At 33.0% G+C, this 18,294-nt stretch carries 8 protein-coding genes; 2 read left to right on the forward strand and 6 right to left on the reverse strand.

What is annotated here, in order from left to right:
* Nucleotides 1–1,005: 1,005 nt before the first annotated feature.
* The 4 genes from holA to A1OE_RS01375 form a co-directional block, all read right to left on the reverse strand.
* Nucleotides 1,006–2,067, reverse strand: a complete 1,062-nt coding sequence (holA, locus tag A1OE_RS01360) for a DNA polymerase III subunit delta (RefSeq protein WP_015088166.1) — start codon at nucleotides 2,065–2,067, stop codon at nucleotides 1,006–1,008.
* A complete protein-coding gene (locus tag A1OE_RS01365) occupies nucleotides 2,064–2,627 on the reverse strand; it encodes a hypothetical protein (RefSeq protein WP_044283212.1) in 564 nt (187 codons plus the stop codon). The genes holA and A1OE_RS01365 overlap by 4 nt, the downstream gene beginning before the upstream one ends.
* Entirely contained in the window at nucleotides 2,617–5,184 is a 2,568-nt protein-coding gene (leuS, locus tag A1OE_RS01370) for a leucine--tRNA ligase (RefSeq protein WP_015088168.1), read from the reverse strand. The genes A1OE_RS01365 and leuS overlap by 11 nt, the downstream gene beginning before the upstream one ends.
* A gap of 73 nt (nucleotides 5,185–5,257) precedes the next feature.
* Entirely contained in the window at nucleotides 5,258–5,806 is a 549-nt protein-coding gene (locus A1OE_RS01375) for a DUF3576 domain-containing protein (RefSeq protein WP_015088169.1), read from the reverse strand.
* 342 nt (nucleotides 5,807–6,148) lie between these two features.
* On the opposite strand from A1OE_RS01375, the gene A1OE_RS01380 reads away from it, so the two are divergent.
* Nucleotides 6,149–7,210: a porin gene (locus tag A1OE_RS01380; protein ID WP_015088170.1), complete on the forward strand. Its 1,062-nt coding sequence runs from the start codon at nucleotides 6,149–6,151 to the stop codon at nucleotides 7,208–7,210.
* 1,525 nt (nucleotides 7,211–8,735) lie between these two features.
* On the opposite strand, the gene acnA is transcribed toward A1OE_RS01380, so the two are convergent.
* A complete protein-coding gene (gene acnA, locus A1OE_RS01385; RefSeq protein WP_015088173.1) occupies nucleotides 8,736–11,405 on the reverse strand; it encodes an aconitate hydratase AcnA in 2,670 nt (889 codons plus the stop codon).
* Between the two features lie 3,132 nt (nucleotides 11,406–14,537).
* Complete coding sequence (rpsU, locus tag A1OE_RS01390; RefSeq protein WP_015088178.1) at nucleotides 14,538–14,735, reverse strand: 30S ribosomal protein S21; 198 nt, start codon at nucleotides 14,733–14,735, stop codon at nucleotides 14,538–14,540.
* A 1,024-nt stretch (nucleotides 14,736–15,759) separates the two neighbouring features.
* Here rpsU and A1OE_RS01395 point away from each other — a divergent pair.
* On the forward strand, nucleotides 15,760–16,443 hold the full coding sequence (locus A1OE_RS01395; RefSeq protein WP_015088181.1) for a COQ9 family protein: 684 nt from the start codon (nucleotides 15,760–15,762) through the stop codon (nucleotides 16,441–16,443).
* Nucleotides 16,444–18,294 lie beyond the last annotated feature (1,851 nt).

The raw sequence follows: 18,294 nt of genomic DNA on the forward strand, positions 1-18,294 counted from the left end.
TTTGATAATTATTACTTATATTGTCTTCACTAAAGCTAAAAATTCTGTTATGTTTGATAATTTTTATAGATAAATAAATGAGTTATTAATCAAGATGGCCGAAAGGAAGATCCATTATAAAGGCAAAGAATGTATTTTAACCAAAGTATTAATTTAAATTAACGACAGAGCGTAATTAATCGCTTTAATATTTTTAAAACACAAACGGTTTGTCAATTGATTAATTCAGACAATGGAAATTACGGTGTATAAAAATAAAAAATAATTGTAAAAATACAATTTAAAAATCCTACATAAAATAGTTACCATTTTATTCTTTTGGTTTTGTGAATTAAACATAAAAAAAATAACAGTTTAAAGTGTTTTATTTTGGTATTGTTTATGGAAAACAAACATTGTTATATGTGCTAGTACGCTGTGGTTGTAGTGCGATAATCAGTTAAAGATATCTAAATGTAGAATAAATTATTTAAAAAAACATATGATATTAATAACTCAATTATTGACTTTAAGTAAATAAAGTACTGTTTTTTTGTTTATAATCAAAAGTTACCAAGGCCATGAACAAAAATTATGTAAATGTATTATGATTCAATACCAAAACGACAATTCCGCCGAACTACCTTTTTTGGTAAGTTTTTGCTTGATGTTATAACTTAAGTAACTTCCGATTGTAGGTTAAACGTGAGCCTATAGTAAATTATTTACTAGTATGACAAGCAAACGTTTTATCATTATTAGTTTTAAACGAAAATATTTTTTTCGTAAGTTAAATTATCAAAATCTAACTGCAAGTTCATTTCTAATTGTTAATTGGAAAAAAATACTAACATGCTAATACCCCTTTTGGTATAGAGACTGTGTTTAGCTGTTTTTATATTAGGAGATTTGATTTATATAAGTTTAGTAAATAGTATAATAAGTTAACTTAGATTTTGTTTGACTAAAGTATTTGAAACTAATAAATAAGATTTGCTATAACCATAATTACGCATGACATCAGACTTATATTTTAGCTGCCAAATTTTTACAATCGCTAGCTAACATGGTAGCTAATCTTGTGATATCAATCATGGCCTGGCGGCATTCTACTTTATCTGGATATTTGGTTGTTTTGCAGAGAATTTCTGCTACGCTTAATCTCTTTAAGGCTAAGATAAGACTATAAATGTTCCAACGCTTTAATTGTTGGGTCGCGGTATCGGCAATAAGGAAGAATATACTAGAGCGCAATGACTTAATTGCTTGGGATGGAGTAACATGGTTGTTCATTCGAGTACGCGCTAAATGAAGCTGTTGGAAGTAAATTATTCCCATGCGCAATATCTGTACTGATGTGATACCTTGCTGAAATGCTCGATCGATCAGAGTTACAACTAAATCCAATCTACCATCTGCCACAGCAGACATAAACTGATTAGTATCAAATTCTGCGCTATTTCCTATAGCTGAAATAACTAAATCAAGATCAACATTTTCCCCCTCTTTTAATAAAAGCATAAACTTTTCAATCTCTATTTTACTCACTATGGTATCACTTCCCTGGTGTGGAGCGATGAGAAATCTTTCAGCGTCTGGATCGATTTTAACAGATTTTGACGCAAGTAATTTTTGTATTGTACTCGCTCGCTCACTGGTAGTATCTGCGTAGCAGGCAAGAGCAATCATATCTTTTCTTTTATTTGAAAAAAGTCTTCGCAATTTACTTGATGCTTTTAGATCATTAGATTCAATAACGAGTAATGTATCACCGGTATCGCCCTGAAGTGCATTGATAACAACTTCACCAATTTTATCGGTTGCATTGTGGACCCAGACTAGGCGACGCTCTCCTGTCATGGAGAGCGCATGCATTTCATCCGATAGTCTTGCTGGATCATTGGCAATTTCGCTGGCATCCATTTCACTGAGATTGAATGGATCATTTAATGTTTTTACTACATTTTTAGCAATACGTTTGGCAAATTCCAAGACTCTAGGCAATTCTTTTCCGTATACAAGAACTGCTTTAGTACAATACGGTGGAGCATTAATAAACTCTTCCACCTCATAGTCTACTAATTTCATTGATTATCCAATCGCTCCCCGCCTGTCCTATCAAAATATAATGCTATGTGCAACCGAATATCATCTGCTAGTTCCGTTATTGCACGGAAGCTTGCAGCCCTTTCCGCACGTAAGTTAGCATATTCAGATGAATTAATGAAGAAGTTTGATGTGCGCTCGTTTTGTCCATTAACGAGAGCTTTATTAGTGATAATTTCTATTAACTCCCATTTTACCTCAACAATATATTGAGCCAAAGTTAAGGTTGATTCTCGTAATAGCATTATCTCAGCTTTATCTTCTTTGATTGTAACGTCTAGGCGATATTTAGGTTTGCTAACGATACCACTTGGATTGATTCGGTCAAATATCGCGTTGCGAAGTATTTGACTGAGACGATTGTCAGTTGTTTTGATATCAATTTGAGTAAATATTTGATTATACAGGTTATAACCTATTATTTTTGTCGAGTATAGTGGTCGAAAATCACAGGCTAAAAAAGTACTTCCGTACAAAAATAAAATAATAGTAGCGAATGATTTAGACTGTTCTATCGATCGCACCCCAAGCTCAAATAACAAAGTTGACTACTTTGTTAGGTACTACAATAATTTTACGAATAGTTTTGCCCTCAAGCAGTTTCAGCATACTAGGATGTTTGCTAGTCTGTGCGATAATTTCCTCCTCCAAGGTGTTTTTCTCCGTTTCAATTCTCCCGCGCAGCTTACCATTAATTTGGATAACAATAGTTACTGTTTTGCTCTCTATCAAACTAACATCCGCTTCTGGCCAAGGCACATTAGCAAGCATGTCTCTATAACCCAGTTTCAACCATAATTCTTCGCAAATATGTGGGATTATGGGCGCCATCATTTTGATTAGTGTTTCGAAGCCAAAACGTAATGTCCATGCTTCACCTTCGCCTTTACCAGATAATGTAAATATTCGGTTAGACAATTCGCGAATTTGTGCTATTGCACTGTTGAAACGGTATTTTTCAATGTTATCGGTCACGGAAACGATGGTCCTATGGCACTCTCTATAGATAGATTTAGCTTCTGATGATAATACACTTGGCTTTATCGTTTTAATCGATATTAAGTTAATTTTGTATTCTGTGATTTCTCGCCATAAGCGATTAATATAACGCCAGGCGCTGTCGATACCTTTTTCATTCCATTCTAAGTCTCGTTCTGGTGGGTTGTCAGACAAGATGAACAGCCGAACTGTATCAGCGCCATATTGGCTAATTATAGTCTCTGGCACTACTGTATTCCGTTTGGATTTTGACATTTTTTCTATTCGACCAGCTATTACTGGTTCATTACCTTCGATCGTAATCAAGCGGTTGCTAGCATTTGTGGTAATTTCTTCGGGATAAAGCCAACGATTCCCCCCCCAATAAGTTTTATGGCAGACCATACCTTGAGTAATAAGTTGAGAAAATGGTTCTTTTATAGAGAGATATCCACAATCGCGCAAAGCTCTAGTAAAAAAACGAGCATATAGCAAATGCAGTATCGCGTGCTCTACACCTCCAATATACTGGTCGACAGGCAACCAATAGTTAGCGGATTTGTGCTCAAAAGGAATGTCTGAGTTTACATCAGTTAAACGCGCAAAATACCAAGAAGATTCAAAAAAAGTATCAAGCGTATCAGTTTCACGGATTGCGTTGTTGCCACATAATGAGCAAATCGTATATTTCCAGGTTGGATGACGATCGAGAGGATTGCCTGGGCTGCTAAAGTCGATATCCATAGGCAGTTTAATTGGTAGCTGATCTTCTGGCACGGCTACAGCTCCACAGCTTTTGCAATGGATCATTGGTATGGGACATCCCCAATAACGTTGCCTAGAAACTCCCCAGTCTCGTAAACGCCATGTGATACTACGTTTTCCTATACCACATTTCTCAAGACGCTCAATAATAGCTGATTTAGCGGTTTGGACATCCATACCATTTAAGAAATCAGAATTGTACATTGTACCAGGCCCTGTATAAGCCTTACACCCGACTGAAAAGGTAGCTTCATTTTCTTTCGGCGGTAGTACAACTGGAATTACTGGTAAATTGTACTTGCGTGCAAAATCCAGATCACGCTGATTGCTGGATGGGCAGCCAAAAATAGCACCAGTGCCATACTCCGCTAGTACTAAATTACTGATATAAACTGGTAAATTCTTGTCAGGCAAAAAAGGATGTTTGGCTTTAATTGCCGTACGATATCCGTTTATTTCTGAGGTATCGATATTTACTTCACTAGTACATGTACGATTACATTTTGCGATGAAGGTTTGCAGAGTTTTATTGGTTTCTGCCAACTTATAAGCCAGCGTATGATTAGCGGAGATGGCACAGAAACTGGCGCCAAACAACGTATCTGGCCTAGTAGTAAACACATCTAGCTTTTCTCTGACTTCTCCGGTAAGCTGGAAACTAATCAATACCCCATCTGAACGACCTATCCAATTCTGTTGCATAAGCCGAATTTTGTCTGGCCAGAGATTTTCCATATTCTTTAGGGTATCTAGCAAATCTTCTGCATAGTCGGTAATTTTCAAGAACCACTGTTTTAGCTTACGTTTCTCAACTACGGCACCAGAGCGCCAACCAGCACCGTTAATTACTTGCTCATTGGCTAGCACTGTTTTTTCTACAGGATCCCAGTTGACCCAACTTTCTTTGTGGTACGCAAGTCCAGCTTTGACAAAATCCAGAAAAATTTTTTGTTCGTGGCGATAATAGCTAGAATCGCAGGTAACTATTTCACGATTCCAGTCATAACTCATTCCCATGCTTTTAAGGCTTTTGCGCATATTGGTGATATTATTTTTGGTCCAATCATATGGATGAATGCCACGCTCGATCGCAGCATTCTCAGCTGGTAAACCGAAAGCATCCCAGCCTATTGGATGTAATACATTGAAGCCGCGTGCAATCTTATATCTCGCCAATACATCCCCTAACGTATAATTGCGAACATGACCCATGTGAATGTTGCCTGATGGATATGGAAACATTTCTAATATATAAAACTTGGGTTTAGAAAGATTAATGTTGGCTTCAAAATATCGGCACTGAGACCACTTTGATTGCCATTTTTCTTCAATTACCTTAAAATTATAGCGAGTCATGGAATTTTTCTTTCTTTAATAACTACTGTCGTAAGATTTTATGGTATAAAAAACATTATAAAATATTTCTCATCTATTGAGATAATTGTCGAATACGCATTTGACGAGCGCGTGTTAGGATGGTGTTTTCCAAATCTCTACCAAGAGTATTATCGATTATAACATCATGCCAATTTCCTGCAGGAACGCGAATCTGTCGAAAAACATTAGCACGAATGCCGTCAGAACGAAGTTTTTGATCAAGAATGTAAACAGTTACTTTAAAACGCTCTTCAGGGCTATCCGCCAAATTATACCAATCTGAGATAATCACTCCTCCAAACGGATCGGCCGAATCCAATGGCAAAAAAGATAGAGTATCCAGTGTTGCACGCCATAAAAAAGCATTGACAGTTATAGCGCTTGAATATTGACTAGAATTATTATTCTTGCCAAACGATAAAAAGTTAATCCAGTCTGGTGTTGTTATTTTATCTTGCTTTTTGTAAGTTGGTACTCCGTCTGGACCTGTAGTTGGGTACTGATAGATTACTGGTATATTAGAGGTACAGGATGATAATATAAAAAAACACAGCAGTATTGACGCTGAGATAGCCTGGGATTTCAAGCGCAAATAGATCATCACATTTTATCCAATTTTGTGGTTATTTTTACTAGCACAAAGCTTTATAAGCATTACTCCTCAACACAATGTTTTTAATCTATGGGGGCGACGAGACAAGCATCGCAGCAATTTGGATTATGATTGACATTTGAACTAGTGCTTATCACGTGATAATTTGTTATATATTTTCCATATTAGGCTTGTTTTGTACTTTAAATCACCACAGCTAAGTTGACTGTTGTCAATGATCGCTTGTAGCAATAAGGCTATCGGTCATGGATAGCGATTATTCTTTTGCGCTTTTTCCAGCATAGACCAAGCATTATACAACAATAACCTCAAACTAGGGAGATATGGGGAATGAAGAAGAGTGTACTAGGTTCAACAGCTTTCGTTGCTGCGGGTCTAATCGCTGCACCTTCCGCTATTGCAGCTGAAAGGCTACATGTTAGCGTTGGCGGTTACATGGAGCAATGGCTTGGTTACACTACAGTTGAAGATGGTTTGAGTCGTGATATTGACGGCTTTGACGTTAAATCAGATTCTGAAATTCACTTCGAGGGTTCTACAACTCTTGACAACGGTATTGACTTAGGTGTAAACGTCCAGCTTGAAGCAAATACCGATAAAAACGATCAGATAGATGAATCTTACCTGTTTATGAAAGGATCTTTTGGTGAGATTAACTTAGGATCCGTAAATTCAGCGATGCATAATATGCATTTCGCTCCGAGCGATTTTGGTATAGGTATCAATTCTGGTGATCAAGCCGATTGGGCTGCTTTTTCTAACAGCAAGATTGATAAACCGCAGTATTCGCGTAGTGTTTTGGGTTCGACATACATTGATCCTAATCCCTCACACGATTCCGAAAAATTGACGTACTATACTCCACGTTTTGCTGGTATCCAACTTGGTGCTTCTTATTCTCCAGATGATTTGCATGACAACAATCAGCCAGTGAATCGTCATTTTGATCGGAGTGATATGGTCGCGTTGGGTGCTAATTACACAGGTGATTTTTCCGGTGTCTCAATGGGAGTTTCCCTTGGATATGGTACTTTTTTAGATCAAGGATATCATCGCAACAAAGCGGAAAGTTACAATGCAGGCATTACTCTTGGCATGGGCGGTATAGGTATTGGCGCTTCCTGGGCAGAAGCTAATGATTCCCTTGCAGATGGTTCTGCTTACAATTTGGGCTTATCTTATGAGACCGGTCCTTTAGGTGTTAGTTTGACTTATTTGAACGGTGTAATTGACAAGGACATTGCTCAAAACACATTCCATTTATCTGGTAAGTATGCCCTTGGTCCAGGAATTGACGCGAAAGCTACTCTTGGTCACGCAAACTATGAAAAATATCATAGTGACGAGATCGATGCTACTTACTTAGTAACTGGCATTCGTGTATCATTCTAAATTTACTATACATTTATGAAGTAAGTAGCTCCTCAAAGTAGCTACTTACTTCATCTGTGCAGTAAGTATTTGTAATAAAAAAAACACCCATGGCACATTTAATTTTTACGTTAATGTATCACTAATTAAAATTAGAATTCTAAAAATTAGACCTAATAAATGTAAATAGTACTATAAAAAGCTTGATCTTTGTGCTGTGTATAGTAAAGTGTATTTACTTTATTCTGTAATATACTTTAATTTTATTAAAAAATAATAAATCTACTGATTTATCTAAATAAATAATAAATGATACACTTTACTTTTTATAGACTAAATAGATTGCTAAAAATCCTTTATTATTTTTTTAGTAAAATCATTAAATTAAGTAGGAAATTTCCTCACAAATCTTTTTTATTTCATTCCTAAATCCTGGAGTTTTATTTAGTTAATAAAAACAATATTACAGTGCATTTTACAATTTAGTATTAGTCATCGTTAATTATTAAAGTTTGCATTCTAACAATCAAGCTACAAGATATTATTTTATAAACTATACTTATTTATGTACATTAATAAAATAATGTGCTTATGTATTTAATAAATCAATTTACTATAAAATTGAATATATGAATACTTTATATATCTAAGTTATGTGCTAAAAGTTTGACTATTCATATAAACTAGTAATTATAACAATATTAAATTTTAAAAAATCCTTGATAAGATATAGGCGCAAAACTAATTTATATGCTAGATTTTTTTTAAATGAAAAACATTATTACTAGAAGTAATTTTTATGATATATATTAAGTAAGTGTGTGACAGTATTACTACTTATAATTAATTTATTAAAATTAGCAACGGTTAAATATGCCTTCATGCGCAGCTTTTGATTTTAAACTATATAGAAAATAGTATTCTATACTTTAGTTTTCTAGAAGACTATTGATTGTATATATAATTATATAACTTGATGAGGATGTTTTGGTTTGTAATATTCGTTATAATATACTCAGTTAAGAATTAGTTGTTGTATAAAATCTTTTAGTTTCATAATAAAGCTTACTAGACTGTTCAAATATCGAAATGATATTGATTAGCTGACTAAATGACTGAGAATTTGATTTATTCATGTTAGCTATAGATACCTATTTTTAATATTAGGTACGAACTATAAAACGATCTATCTTAAAGAAGGTTAATGAAAAAATAAGATATAGCATATAACTAAAATAAATACAAATACTGCCTAGTATCTATTTAATTGATATTTATCAGATTTAGATTAAATCATTGTGATAATTTAATACTTTTTTAGCGAAGTAATATTAAGTATTGATGTTACATAAATTTTTTACATTAGATGATAAAACTATTACTAATCTAATTTTAGCTATAATTAGCAAGGAAATTGTAAAGTCTCTTCCTTCCTAATACATTTCTTATCTGTAACATCAGTCTATCATTACCCAAAACTCATCTGAAGTGAAACATTTTTCTATTTAATTATTTCAGTTAATAAAGATAAAATAGATTATGCGTATTATGTCAACTGTCGGAGAACATAGTGCAGTATGCCACCATGTACGTAATATTTGATCTCATTCGCAGTATCAATACAGCATAGCAACTCGACTTTTTTAGTTAATCCGTTTGTGTAGATGATAGTAAGCAATACTCGCATTCGAGGAGAAATAGCGGATGATATTCCGTTAATGTTAAAGGTTTCGTTTCCAGTCAAGCTAAGCGATTTACGGTCGATGCCTTCTGGAAATTGTAGCGGTAGCACCCCCATGCCAATGAGATTAGATCGGTGAATTCGTTCAAAGCTCTCCGCGATAATTGCTTTTATTCCTAACATATAGGTACCTTTGGCGGCCCAGTCACGAGATGAGCCAGATCCATACTCTTTACCTGCTATAACTACTAAAGGAATATTCAACTTCCTATATTCCACAGAAGCATCAAAAATTGATATTTGCTCTCCGGTAGTTATCATTTTAGTAATTCCGCCTGATACGTTAGTAGTCATTTCATTTTGTAGACGAATATTAGCAAATGTGCCGCGCACCATGATTTCGTGATTACCTCGACGAGAACCGTAGGAGTTGAAATTTATCGGGGATATTTGGTGTTCTAAAAGAAATTTACCGCTTGGTTCATCCTTACTAATCAAGCCAGCTGGTGATATATGATCAGTCGTAACTGAATCACCAAGTATTGCTAGCGCATGTGCAGCACTAATATTTTTAATTAATTTAGGTTTCTTCTGAAAATCAATAAAATAAGGTGGTTTTTTTACATATGTTGAATCAGCATTCCACTCATATGTTAGGCCACTGGATACAGGGATGTTTTGCCAATCTTTATCGCCTTGAAACACATTTTTATAGCGTAATCGGTACATTTCTGGGGAAATTTGGGATTGAATTATTGAAACGATTTCGCGATTCGATGGCCAAATATCGCTTAGATAAACAGGTTTGCCATTTTTGTCTTCGCCAATAGGATCGTGTTTTAAGTTCACCAAAAGTGAACCGGCCAGAGCATATGCAACAACTAATGGCGGTGAGGCTAAGTAGCTAGCCTTAACGTGATGATTTATACGTCCTTCGAAGTTACGATTGCCTGATAGCACTGCGCAAACTGTTAGATCGCCATTTTCTACTGCCGTTTTAATCGACTCGTTAAGTGGTCCAGAATTCCCTATGCAAGTAGTGCAGCCGTATCCAACTAGATTAAAACCTAACTTATCGAGCGAATTTTGCAGACCTGCAGCTTTTAAATAGTCGGTAACGACTTGAGAGCCGGGAGCTAAAGAAGTCTTTACCCAAGGTTTCACCATCAAATTTTTTTCAATTGCTTTTTGAGCCACCAGACCAGCAGCAATAAGGGCGCTAGGGTTTGAAGTATTAGTGCAGCTTGTGATTGCAGCAATGACGACATCACCGTCATTCAGTTGGTAATTTTTATTCTTGACTTTGATTGCTCGTTTAGTATTGGTGTTATTGCCGAGTGTGGCTTTCAGTGTTGTTTGAAAGTTTTTGACTGCTTCGGTTAGTAATACTCGGTCTTGCGGACGTTTAGGGCCGGCTATGGAAGGTAATATTGTTGATATATCGAGCTCTATAGTATCATTGAATTTGGGACAATCTGTATCGTTTTCGCGCCACATTCCTTGAGCCTTAGCATAAGCTTCAACTAGCTCGATACGGGTTTCGTCTCTTCCAGTGAAGCGTAGGTAACTTATGGTTTCGACATCGATCGGAAAAAATCCACAAAAAGCACCGTATTCTGGCGCCATGTTGGCTATAGTAGCTCGGTCAGCTAATGGTAATTCATTTAGACCAGAGCCGTAAAATTCGACAAACTTGCCAACAACACCCTTGGCACGTAGCATTTGAGTAATCTTTAGAACAAGATCAGTAGCGGTTGCACCTTCCGGCATTTCGCCCGTTAGTTTGAAACCAATTACCTCAGGCACTAACATCGTTAGTGGTTGGCCAAGCATCGAAGACTCGGCTTCAATTCCGCCTACACCCCAACCAAGAACACCTAGGGCATTAATCATAGTAGTGTGACTATCGGTACCTACAAGAGTATCAGGATAGGCAATGGCGGTCTTATCTCCTTCGTCATTAGTCCATACTGTTTGTGCTAGATATTCTAGATTTACTTGATGGCATATACCAGTACCTGGAGGTACAATACGAAAATTAGAAAAGGCTTTTTGACTCCATTTTAAAAACTTATAGCGCTCCTTATTGCGATTCAATTCTAGTTTGGTATTATTACTAAATGCTTCTGAATTACCAAATTCATCTACTATCAATGAATGATCAATAACTAAATCTACTGGCAAGACTGGGTTGATCTTGCTCGGATTATCACCAATTTCATTCATGACGTCACGCATTGCGGCAAGGTCTACTAGAGCTGGTACTCCCGTGAAATCTTGCATGAGTATGCGTGCTGGACGGTAAGCAATTTCATGAGGAGAGTATTTTTTGGTTTTAGATTGTTCTATTAGCGACAAGACATCTTCATAACTAACGCTGATGCCATCTTCATGCCGCAACAAATTTTCTAATAAAATCTTTAAAGAATAGGGTAGGTACTTCACACCAAGCTTGGTAATATCATAGTAAATGTAGCTTTTATCTGATACGTTAAGAATTGACTTAGTTTTAAAACTATTCAGGCTTGCTATCATTGTAGTATCCTGCATTTGGTATTATTTGTTGCAATTTTAGTGTAATCGTGATCTGGTTATTGTTAGCTTTCTTAGGGCGATATAATTTATAGTTTATCTTGATCTTAGTAAACTGCTATTATGCAGATTATATGATTTTACTAAAGCTTTAGCATATGGATACTCTAATCTAGAGCCATAGAGATTTATTTTTTTACCTCGCTACTAAAATACTAGCTGTTAACTAGGGCAGCTATTAACTTTGTATAGACATAATTGCGCTTGATTTTTTACCACTTATTTTAGCACTCTGGCATAAAGTAGTTGTTCATACTGCGCTAACTTTCTTTGTCTGCTATAATCAATTACTTATGATTTTAATTTGCTTTAATTGTTTATCTGAGATAATTGGATGTAATTCAATTCTTTTATTAGTAAGTAGTTTTTTAGCATCATTATATGTTTTGACATAATTATAGATATGCACAGCGTTGGATTGATTGTCGTTTAAGCTTAGTCCAACTTGATACGCTGATTTTAATCATTGATTTGGTTGCTTATAAGTCGTATATCGCTTTTCTTTAATCTTGGAGTATTAAACGCAATTCATCTATCGCTATGGCATAGTGTTATTTTATGTTATAGCTTATTTATAAGATTTTATAACAGTTTCTTCTGCTATGAGAGAGATAGATTTGCCTATTAATTTAACTTTACTTGTATAAAAGCTAAAATTATTTCTTAGTTAGTTTGATTAGAGTTATATTTATCAAAATAAATTATCGTATTTGATCTTAAGAAGACGATCTTTGGTAGGATATATAGTGGCAATAAATTTAGATAATTATTTTATCGCGCTTTTCTGATCCCCTGATCATATCGTACATGTAGAGATATCATCACACTTAAAAATTTACCTGAGTTATAGTATCATGGTAATTCAATGTTTTTTTTTGATATAGTGAAAGTTTTTTATAGTATAGTCTTAGTATTCTATTAACCAATAAAAGTAAGTAGTCGTTTGTTATTTTTACTTAAATTATTCTAACAATTAGAATGGCTGATTGTTGATATACAGTTCTAGAAGACTTATTCTTGTCATGGTTTAAGAATTTTGAAGTACAAATGGTTTAAAATGAAAATAGAATTTGTGCCAAAAGTAATGACTATTATTTGTTTTTATTGTTAAGTTAACTTAGTTAATTTTTTCTCCTTGTTACTCGACTAAAGTAAAAAATTAGTTATCCAAGGATTGCTTTTTAGGTGCTTTTGAGGATACAAAAGCAATAATCCCTATTTCATGTTGAATTGATGATACTCTATAAAAGAGTGAATCAAAACAAAATAATCAATCTAAGTAATCAAAGTTATTGTGCTTCTCCGCAGGATCTTTAATTAAAGATAGATGCTTGATATTGATTTAGTACTAAGATAGTCTGTTAGATAATGGAGTAGGTCTAGAAAGATATTTAGGGATTTTAGCATTGTCTTAATTAGGAGTGTATTTATGAGAAGTCATTTGTGGACTTATTTAAGACTAAGCCTGTATAGGCGAATTAATTAAGAATGTTGATTGTGTTAATTTACTAACAGTAGCTTTCATTTTCGGCAGTGTATTAGCAATTGTACAATCGAGGAAAATAATAATCTTCAAAAGAAGATAATGATTTGTAGTGGATGATTTTTAAGGATTTTTAAATTAATACCTAAAACACATTTTTGGTCTATTAACTAAGAGGCATTGTGAAGATAACTCGAGACTTATTTTGTATTGCAATTGTTGTTCATCCTCCATCCGTTGGATTGCTTACACAAAAGTGGTCATATATTATAAAATCCCCTTTTTCTTCAACTTTTGTAAGTTTTGAGATTTAGCTCATATGGAGTGCTATTTGATCTGCAAATAGATTAAAAGCTAAATTTATTATGTTATAGTTATTCGCTGTTTAATATTTTTTATTTACTAATAAATTATGTAAGCATAAGTACTTGAATTTCTTTTTACGAAAAAGATATGCAATTGCATTAGTGAGATAAATATTCACTTCGAAGCAATTTTTCATATTTTAATTAATTTAAATTGGTTATCGGTATTGTTTTGGTGTATTAGCCATATACGATTTTATCTTTTTGAGATGATTGCGAAATCAGAAATTATTAAACTTAAAATATTTTATCATGTTTTACGTATGCGATAAATAGATCATTTTTTTTTTGAAAACGGTAAGTGTGATCAATATTGCCGCAAATAAATTCAACTAAAGCTCTTTGTTATCATTCTTACTTTTAAATAAAGTAACAAGTTTATAAGTATAAACTTGTTACTAGTAAATTAGCTAGAGATATGATAGCACTAATTATAAATTATGCCATAATATTCACAAAAAAAATTAATAAATTTACATTGTAATAATGCGTAAATTTATTGCCCTCAAAATTATAATTATCTAGAGTATTAATCGATTGTACTGGGTAAATTAGAGTAAAATTTTATCTCTTGGTTAATCGAGTAAATTTATTATACTTGCCTTAAAGTATTATTTACAAAATTTTGTGTTTTTAATTGTTTACTTAACCCTCATAGATTAATAATTCATCTGCAAATGTTTGAGACAAAATCAAAAAAAACTTTATTTAATCAAATATGCTGCGATCGTTTTTTTTTTTTGCAATAATTTAAATTTACAAGTAAGATTAACCTATTATGCTTAATAAGCATTGATACGCACAAAAGATAAATTAATCATTCTAGTGACGCGGAAGTTTTTCTTTGTTTGTTGTGTTAGATAATACAAATGATAGTCAACATAGACTTCATGTAAAAATGAATATTAAAAGATAGATCATATATTTTACTGTCATTCTTGACGATTATAAACTCAGTTAATTAATAATGACAATTATTATAACTTTAATAATGGGTTTGCTTTAAAAGAGAAATCATCTCTCGCAATTGGGATCGAGTTTGTAAATATAACGGAAGTAAGGCGTATACAATAAAAAATTTTAGACCTGTTCTATAACAGCTAACCTATCCTTATAATATCAAGCTACCTTAACTTGACAACAAATACAATAAAATTTAATTAACTTATCTGAGGATCAAAAAACACTTGCTTAAGAAAATATAGTTAATTACCAGATATTGGCCAATTAATAGCTTTCACGTTCCATGCGCTTACGCTTCCGATAACGACGGATTGCCTCTGCTCGCTCACGTGCCTTTTTCTCAGAAGGCTTTTCGTAACTGCGACGCAGTTTTAGATCTCGGAATATACCTTCGCGCTGCATTTTCTTCTTCAGTGCACGCAAGGCTTGATCGACATTATTATCACGAACGGATACTTGCACAGGTTTTGCAAACCTTTCCTTTGGCTTATGAACAAATAAATACTAAAAATAATACCATGCAATAGATTAATTAACTGATAATTATAAGCACATAAGCATTATGTGGGTAATTATATTACAAATTCATTCAGTTAGGCAGTGCTTTTTATATATAGTCTCATTATCAATAACGAAATCCTATAGATTTGTAAAGATAATGCAATTAACGCTTTTTATAGATAACAGGTATAAGGTAATCAATCGTTCTAAATATAACACCGATTTCTCTATAGATTGATACTTTTATCTGACTAGAAATTAACAGAATTAAATTCTGCGTACTAAATAATTACAAAATCTAAACGATTAATACCAGTGTTTTAGCTTTAGATAAGTCATTTATAACTTTTACTAAAGTTATAAATTTAAAATACTTCTAGGCATTTAATCAGTCTGGAATTAGGTATTTAAAATTTGCGTCTCCATTCATTTAGTTAGATTTATGGTATATAAACCCTTTGCTTTAAGCTAAGTTGGATATGCTTTCAAAGCAATAACTTAATCTGATTTTTTAACTTATATGATTTTTCCTAGTTATATATATTAGTGGAAACTATTAGTCTAGTAAATACGCATAATACTCAGTATAATATCGAAATATGTTACAAGCAGTAATTTTTATATGAGCATAGATTAGCCTAATTGTCTTCACCTTTATTGCTTTTATTGTGGTTAATTTTTTTTAAAAATTTGATATTACCAAATGATCTTAAGACTGATTTCAATTTGATGAAATCAGATATTTTTTATAGCAAACTAGGCATATAAACGTATTTGTAAATTTACATTGGCATTAATATTTCTTGCGCTATCCCCGCTCTTATCGTAAGAGTATATACTTATTGCGGATTTTTGATAGATGATACTTGTGCGTGAACAAAAAGTCTGCTGTTTTTATTAGATAAGAAAATTATTATTTCTGCATATATTATGCGAGTTCATTTTGTATACTTCAGATTAATAATGACAAATAAGTCAATATGCTATGAATAGAAAAAAATTTTCATACTCTTCTGATACTGTAATGAATTTATTACGCGCAAAAATACTAGAAGCAGCTCTGCCAAACATTTTGTCCGATGGATGGACACGTAAAAGTCTAGTCAAAGGTGCATGCTCCATTGGTTATGCTCCTACTGATGTAGATATTGCCTTTCCTTTAGGTGTGCGTGAAGCTGTAATGTGTTGGCTATCACTAACCGATGCATGCATGGAATCCGATGCACGAGATTGTGATTTAGTAAAATTAAGAATTCGCGAAAAAGTTGTACTTAGCGTACGCCTTAGATTGGAAAAAGCACTGCCTTATAAAGATGTGGTACGTCGTACTTTATCGTTTATGTGCGTACCTGGCAATATGCATATAATGACAGCTAGCTTGTTTAATACCGTGGATAGCATTTGGTTAATTTGCGGTGATATGTCTAATGACTACACCTATTACACTAGGCGTATTCTATTGTCAGCCGTGTTTAGTTCAACTCTAATTTATTGGTTGGACGACAATTCTGATAATCATGCAGATACATGGGCTTTTCTTAATCGTAGAATTGATGATGTGATGGGGGCGTCAAAAGTGATAAATAAATTAAAAGTATTTGGGGTTTCTTTACCTAACCCACGAAGATTTTCACGTGCTTGGTACGCTTGGTACAATACAATTTCGTAAAAAATTATAAATAATCTAGCTTGTAAATTCATTATGTTGATTACACTACATAGTGTTTGATTTACTTTATTGTTTTTTGATAAGTGTAGACAGCATAACTTTTGACGATATTAATTTATTGTAATGTATTAAAGTTTTTTATTTTACTTTAATCAATATTAGTAGGTGTATTACAAATGTTAAAAATTATGGTTTATCAGTGTCATAAGTGAAAAAAATAATTAAAATTATTCCCCTTGGGCTTTTCAAAAAAGAGATTAGCTGTTGGTTTTTAGCGTTATTTGTATTTTAACTAATTAAGAAATTATTTCTATATCATTTCTAAAAAATTAATTAAGATGATATATATCCATAATGTTATAACTTTTGATTATGAATTTTTGTGTCGTAAACTAGATTGGTAATACACTATTTGTTAAAGAATTAGCTGATTATAAAAATACCATATCGATGCTGTGATTATCTGTGATGTATAATAGATTTAGAAAAAACAAATTTTAATTTTGATTTTTGTCAAAAAAAATAAATGAAAATAGGTTTTTTGCGTACTATTTACGCACTTTAAAAAGATTATTGTATGCTTATTACAAAGAATGTAATTATTAAATTAATTAGATGAATGATAGATATTTAAAGTATTATGTTGTTCGTCTTAAATTTTCCTTGTTTATAAACATTTCAATTAAAATGAATGATTATGTACTAAATCTCCTAGAGTAGTAAATTTCATAAAGAAGCTTGTGAAAAGAATATCTTACTATATAATTAAATTTTTACTCTAAAAATTAAAAGAAAAATATTCTACATTGCAGGATTATACGGCTGTTTTTGGGGTAATTGTGGTATTTATTTTTTTTTGCATGCTTTGAATGATATCAGTTTACTGCAGCAGTTAATTAATTCAGCAGCCTTTATTCGGTAGAGATGATAGATTGTTGTGATAGGGATTTTTAAGTTGTAGCTCGTTTATGCAAGCGCCTTTGATAAGGTTATTAAGTAAAATTTTGCCGCCTGAATCGCACTATAAGATTATTTCATGCTGTAAATAGGCTAGCGTGGGAATTGATTGTCTGGTATAATCTTCCTAACTGGGGCTGTTGTTAGAGGTATTTCCCACTTCAGCAAGAAGATAGTGCCAACGAAAATGCTTAAAATTATCAAAAATAGCAAAAATGTAGCAAAACGCATATCTAAATACCAAATTGTTGTATAAGCAATACTATGCTATATAGTGAAATTATCTTAAACAGATCTATGTTTCTTCAAACGAAATCATCCATTGCTATGCTTGATTTAGAATTTAAGTCTAGCATAGCAAAAAAAGATGCCTCTCATTAAGTAGTGCATTTCAATAAAATTAGCTAAATTCCTAAGGCAGATATGCTGAAAATTTTATGCTATGTATCAAATATCGCCTTCTTAAAACAGGCAGTTATTATTAACTTGCATTATTATTAAGCAAATTTTTAGCAACGTATGCTCTATGCAATAAGAGCTGATAGATTTTTTAAATGTACAATCGATAGGTTGTTTATCACAGGAATGTAAGTATTTTATTAGCCTGTTAGATTTAGAATTTTAATATTGATGTTACTCCTCAGGAGGCTAGCTAAAAGAAGCTTGTTATTGATAATGCGATTTGATAAGGAGCGATCCATTGTTTTACATCGAGAGTAATAAATGCTTGTTTGTTAACTATATAATAATTATATTCGGTAGGATTTGTTTGTTTTAGATTAAAGATATATACCCTATGATCTAGTTTGTTAGTAAAATAGATTTTAGATTACTCATTAAAAGCTCATTAAAAATTTCAACAGAAGGTAATGAATTAGCTGTCGATGTCCGAGA

This window comes from Candidatus Endolissoclinum faulkneri L2 (assembly GCF_000319385.1).
GTDB classification, from domain to species: domain Bacteria; phylum Pseudomonadota; class Alphaproteobacteria; order Thalassobaculales; family Thalassobaculaceae; genus Thalassobaculum; species Thalassobaculum faulkneri.

Excerpts from the sequence above, each read along its gene's own strand:
- acnA (WP_015088173.1), bottom strand. The coding sequence starts at position 11,405 with ATGATAGCAAGCCTGAATAGTTTTAAAACTAAGTCAATTCTTAACGTA.
- leuS (WP_015088168.1), bottom strand. The coding sequence starts at position 5,184 with ATGACTCGCTATAATTTTAAGGTAATTGAAGAAAAATGGCAATCAAAG.
- A1OE_RS01375 (WP_015088169.1), bottom strand. The coding sequence starts at position 5,806 with ATGATCTATTTGCGCTTGAAATCCCAGGCTATCTCAGCGTCAATACTG.
- A1OE_RS01395 (WP_015088181.1), top strand. The coding sequence starts at position 15,760 with ATGAATAGAAAAAAATTTTCATACTCTTCTGATACTGTAATGAATTTA.
- A1OE_RS01380 (WP_015088170.1), top strand. The coding sequence starts at position 6,149 with ATGAAGAAGAGTGTACTAGGTTCAACAGCTTTCGTTGCTGCGGGTCTA.
- holA (WP_015088166.1), bottom strand. The coding sequence starts at position 2,067 with ATGAAATTAGTAGACTATGAGGTGGAAGAGTTTATTAATGCTCCACCG.